This is a genomic window from Corynebacterium sp. c24Ua_83 (assembly GCF_039907245.1).
Taxonomy (GTDB): domain Bacteria; phylum Actinomycetota; class Actinomycetes; order Mycobacteriales; family Mycobacteriaceae; genus Corynebacterium.
The window spans coordinates 1-5,012 of sequence record NZ_JASBOI010000034.1; the positions used below are offsets into that span (position 1 = coordinate 1).

Here is a 5,012-nt window from a genome sequence, read left to right on the forward strand (position 1 = left end):
CTGCTGTGCAGAGGCGCTGGCGGAGCTGCCGGAGTCGGCGGCATCGTTGGAATCTTCAGATCCGCAGGCGCTTAAACCCATCGCGGCGACGGTGAATAGGGCCAGGGCAGACGTGCGCTTCATGAAGCTGTCCTTAAGTTAAGAGAAGAGTCGTATTAATGAAGAAGCCTAGCGCTTCCGCTAGTCATTCACAGTGAGAACGACCTTTCCCAGCGCGTGGCCCGACTCGACTTCCTCGTAGCCCTCGGCGGCGGCGCTGAAGGGCAGCTCCCTGCCGATTACCGGGCGCATCGCACCCTCCGCCACCAAGCGAGCGAGCTCCGCGAAACGCTCCTGGGTGCGGACTCGAGTGATACCACTGCCACCCAGGCGGGTGGCCAGCTGTTTGTCGGCAGCGCTGCGGATCGCGCCCTCTGGTGCAAGATGCGCAAGCCCCTCCAAGACCTCGCCACCGACGAGGTCCAGGATGCCGTCCATCGGCGGAACAGTAACGTGGGAGCCAGTCTTGCCCAGCTCCGCGGTATCCATAAACCGCGCGCCCAGGCGCTCTACCAGGACCTTCTTGCGAGCACTGGCGATGCCGATGACCTCAATGTCGAAATGCCGCGCCAGTTGCAGGGCATGCGTGCCCACGCCACCGCCCGCGCCGATCACCAGCAGGCGGGCGCCCTCATCCGGCCAAGTTTCCAGGTCGTGCAGTTCTGCCAAAGCGTCGTAGGCGGTCCCGGCGGCCGCGGGTAGGCAGGCGGCATCCGTGGCCTCTACACCGCTGGGGATAGCTGCGGTCGAGGTGGCGTCCAAAAGAACAAAGGAATCACTCGCAGCACCAGTGCCGGAGAAAGCCGAACCAAAGACGTGATCACCTGGCGAAAACCCGGTGGAAGGGGCGGCCTCGACGACGATGCCAGCGGCCTCGCGACCCATGGCCATGGGGAAAGAGACCGGGAAGGAGCCCTGGCGCTGGCCGTTCCGCACTTTAATATCGCCGGGGTTCAGGCCGATCGCCGTGGGGCGGATCAGCACGCTGCCGGGCTGCCAGGTGAGGTCGGCGACGTCGAGGAAGCCGGTGACCTCGGGGCCGCCGAAGGATTCAAAGCCGAAGATACGCATGAACCCCATGGTAGGGGTCCGCTAGTTCTTGGCGAAGCGGCGCATGAGGAAAGCGAACAGAGCGCCGGAGATGTTGTGCCACACGGCGGCGACCGCACCGGGGATGGCGGCCTCCGGAGCCCAGTACTTGCCCGACATGCCCGAGGCCAGGCCAGCGGACTGCGTGGCGACCTCGATGGCGGTGGTACGGCACACGGCGGGGGACTCGCCGGTAGCGCGGGCGGCGAAGTAGCCCAGGACGTAGCCGATGAGGTTGTGGATGATGACGGCAACCAGGACGGTTACGCCGACGTTCATCAGGGTCTCCGAAGACTTAGCCACTGCGGGAAAGACCACGCCACCGATGGCGATGATGGACAGCCACGGCAGGACCGGCAGCAGGAACTGGACGATGCGGTCGAAGATCACACGGATGACCAGGCCGCCGATGACGGGCAGCAGCACGGTCTGGACCAGGCTCCACGCCATGGACTTGCCATCCACCGGGGTTTCCTCGCCCGCGAGCAGCAGCATGATCACCGGGGTGACGATCGGGGAGAGGATCGTGGAGACGGAGGTCATGGTCACGGACAGGGCAACGTCGCCCTTGGCCAGGTAGGAAACCACGTTAGAGGTGGTGCCGCCCGGGACAGAGCCCAGCATCAGCAGGCCGACCGCCAGCATGGGGTTCAGTCCCAGCAGCTTGGCAACGGCCATTGCACCCAGCGGCATGATGACGAACTGTGCCAGCACGCCGATGAAGATCGGCATGGGGCGCTTGATGACCAGTGCGAAGTCCGGCAGCGTCAGCGTGAGGCCCATGCACAGCATGATGATGGCGATCATCGTGGAGATGTGCGCCGCCAGGGGAGTGAAGGTGTCCGGGCTGGCCAGTGCCAGGCCAGCACCGATCAGGATGAATGCGGGGAAGGCCCACACGGCAATGGTGGCGGAGCGTTCCTCAGAGGCATTGGTGGCATTGGTGTTTTCCGCGCCGGTTTTGGGCGCTTCGGTGTTCTTCTCTTTGGTCGTCATGTGACCAGTATATGAGATAGGAGTCTCAAAGTATGAAATTCTCCGGAAAAGCCTGCCGTGAACGGGGGTGGGGGGATTGGTTAGAGTGGTTCTAACGGCTCGCGCCCAGGCTCGAACTCAACAGAAGGAGTGACCAATGAACCAATCCCGCACCTGGTTCACCAGCGACCTGCACCTTGGCCACCCCTTCGTCGCCGAACTGCGCGGCTACGGCACCAGCGGGGAGATCGACGCGGACGTCGAACGGCACGACGCAACGATCTTGAACAACCTCACCAGCGCCCTGGCCCCGGGCGATACGTTGTGGGTTCTCGGCGACATTTCCTCTGGGTGGGGCCCGCAGGAAGAGCGAGCGCTGGACTTGCTGGCCCAGGCCTTTTCCGGCCTGGATGTCACCGTTCACCTGATCGCCGGCAACCACGACTCCTGCCACCCGCTGCACGCCAACAGCGCCGAGCGGCAGCGCCGCTTCCTGGAGGTTTTCGATTCCGTGCAGCCCTACCAGTGTGTTGTCCCGTGGGATCCGGATGGCGACGGGGTGGCCGATAACGAGGACCTAGCTAAGAAGGCCGATACCGAGGTCGCCTGGCTGTGCCACTTCCCGCGCCCTGGTCAGGACCACGAGGGCATGGAGTCTCGCTACGACTCTCTGCGCCTGGACGTGCCATACGTCATTCACGGCCACCTGCATTCCGCGGCGCCCATCACTGGGCCGGGTCAGGTCGACGTGGGAGTGGATGCTTGGGATCTGCGCCCCGCCCCATATGAAGAGGTCATGGAGTTGCTTTACCGCGATGCATAGCGCCCAAAGCCGGTGCGTAGGTATCTATTTATGTATATTTATGCTGTGCGTTTATCGCTCGGGGCACTTTGTTGACCCTTTTTCTAGGTGACGCTAACTTCTCGGCGCGCAACAACATGAATAAACGGGACTTGAGGTTATGACGTTCGACTTTTCCCAGTACACCTACCGTCCGCGGCATGCGGCGAAGAGCTCACGCTCCGCTGCAAAGGGCATCGCCACCGCCGCTCTGACCGCCTCCATTGGTGTGGCAGGGTTCGCCGTCCCGGCGAATGCTGCGCCTGCGGGTCCGCCCGCCGGATCGCAGCTTCCGCCCATGCCACAGGTTCAGCTTCCCCCGCCGCCGCAGCTCCCGCAGCTCCCACCGTTGCCTCCGGTTCCGCAGGCTGTGGAGGATGCGCTGAACCAGCTGGGAATGTCCGCCAACCAGATCCCGGGTTCCTCCGCCCCGCAGCGCCCGGCGCCGCACCGGTCGGCACCGAACAATGGCTACAAGGTACGCACGATCCACAACGTGCCCGCGCGCACATCCATGGCAGTGGTGACCAATAACGGCATCGCCAAGACCCCGAACGCGGATGAGTCTCGCCCGGGGCTTTCCATCGTGAAGCTGTACATGGCGGACTACGTGCTGCGCTACGGCGATCGCAGTAACTCCGATCGTTACCTGGCAGAGCGCATGATCCGCTTCTCCGACGACGGTGCAGCCTCCAAGGTCTACCGCAAGTACCCGCGATCTATCAGTACCATCGCCCGCGAGTATGGCCTACGCAACACCCGTGCAGCCGTCCACTGGGGTAACTCCTATACATCCGCGACGGATACCGCTCTATTCCTGCACAAGCTGCGTATCCGCCACCCGCGCTCCCTGGTGCTGCACTGGATGCGCACCGCCAGCCCCGTGGCGGCTGACGGCACCCGCCAGAACTGGGGAACGGTGCACCTGCCGGGCGTCAACGGCACGAAGTGGGGCTGGTCCGATTACGGCCGCCAGACTTTGGCTTCGGCCTCCTTCGGCAACGGATACACCGTGGCCTCCTTCTCCTGGGGCGGCCGTGCGGTGCAGAACGCAGATACTCGAGCGGCAGCAGGATACCTACGATAGTCTTAAGTCTCGAAGTGCAGTGGCACATAAGCAACTAAGGCACATGAAGGATTGAGCTCGGCTCCTGGTACGGAAAGTTTTTAGGTAATGGCACCACAGAACAAGAACCCTTTCAACAGCGGAGGCAACGGCGCGGACGGGCAGAACGCCGACAACCCGACCGAATATTTGGGGCAAGCCAAGTCGGAAGGGGCAGGTGCGGAGCCCCCGCAGTACCGCCGCCAGGATGATCAGAGCACGCAGGTATTCGGAGCCTCCGGTACTGGAAACTCGCAGGGCTACCAGAACACGGGCAATCAGGGGTACGGTGCGCCTGGTTTTAACCCTCAGGGTGGCTACGGCCAGGCAGACCAGCAGGGCTATGGCCAGCAAGGATACGGTCAGGCCGGTCAGCAGGGCTATGGCCAAGCTGCCTACGGTCAACAGGGCTACGGCCAGCAGGGTTATGGCCAGCAAGGATACGGTCAGGCCGGCCAGCAGGGTTACGGCCAGCCCGGCCAGGCATATGGTCAGGCATACGGCCAGCCCGGCCCTAACGGCTCCAACGGACAAGGTGGCAACGGCAAAGTAGCCAAGATCGTCGTCGGCCTACTGGTGCTTATCGCGCTGGTAGTTGGCGGTGTGCTGATTTACAACCTGGTCTCCAGCGACGACGACGGCGACGAAAAGCCCACCTCCTCTACATCCGAGACCACGGATACGACGGGGGAGAACAACGAAGAGACTTCGGGGAACCAGAACGAAGACAACCCGCTGACCTCGATCCCCACCCCCTCTGGCATCACTCTGCCCTCGGACTTCCCGGACATGTCTGATTACCAGGATCAGCTCGACGACAGCCTGAAAGATTTGGAAGAGATGCTGAGCAGCATGACCGAAAGCCCTGCCGTGCCCACCGGTAGGCCCAGCTACAACTAGTTAAGCTGCAACGGTGCAAGCTGCAACGGTGCCCAGAACTTAAGGGCGCCAAACTCCAAGCAA

At 63.0% G+C, this 5,012-nt stretch carries 5 protein-coding genes; 3 read left to right on the forward strand and 2 right to left on the reverse strand.

The window, feature by feature from the left end; genetic code table 11:
- Positions 1–180: 180 nt before the first annotated feature.
- A complete protein-coding gene (locus tag QKE30_RS10575) occupies positions 181–1,110 on the reverse strand; it encodes an NADP-dependent oxidoreductase (protein ID WP_347934762.1) in 930 nt (309 codons plus the stop codon).
- A gap of 21 nt (positions 1,111–1,131) precedes the next feature.
- Positions 1,132–2,124: a bile acid:sodium symporter family protein gene (locus tag QKE30_RS10580; RefSeq protein WP_347934763.1), complete on the reverse strand. Its 993-nt coding sequence runs from the start codon at positions 2,122–2,124 to the stop codon at positions 1,132–1,134.
- Between the two features lie 136 nt (positions 2,125–2,260).
- Between QKE30_RS10580 and QKE30_RS10585 the strand changes: the two genes are divergently transcribed.
- From QKE30_RS10585 to QKE30_RS10595, 3 genes are all read left to right on the forward strand, one after another.
- Positions 2,261–2,926, forward strand: coding sequence for a metallophosphoesterase (locus QKE30_RS10585; protein WP_347934764.1), 666 nt, complete (start codon positions 2,261–2,263; stop codon positions 2,924–2,926).
- 139 nt (positions 2,927–3,065) lie between these two features.
- The gene (locus QKE30_RS10590; RefSeq protein WP_239201130.1) at positions 3,066–4,031 is read left to right on the forward strand and encodes a class A beta-lactamase-related serine hydrolase; all 966 of its coding nucleotides are present in this window, start codon (positions 3,066–3,068) and stop codon (positions 4,029–4,031) included.
- Between the two features lie 87 nt (positions 4,032–4,118).
- Positions 4,119–4,949 (forward strand): hypothetical protein, encoded by an 831-nt coding sequence (locus tag QKE30_RS10595; RefSeq protein ID WP_347934765.1) that lies wholly within the window; start codon positions 4,119–4,121, stop codon positions 4,947–4,949.
- Positions 4,950–5,012: the final 63 nt, after the last annotated feature.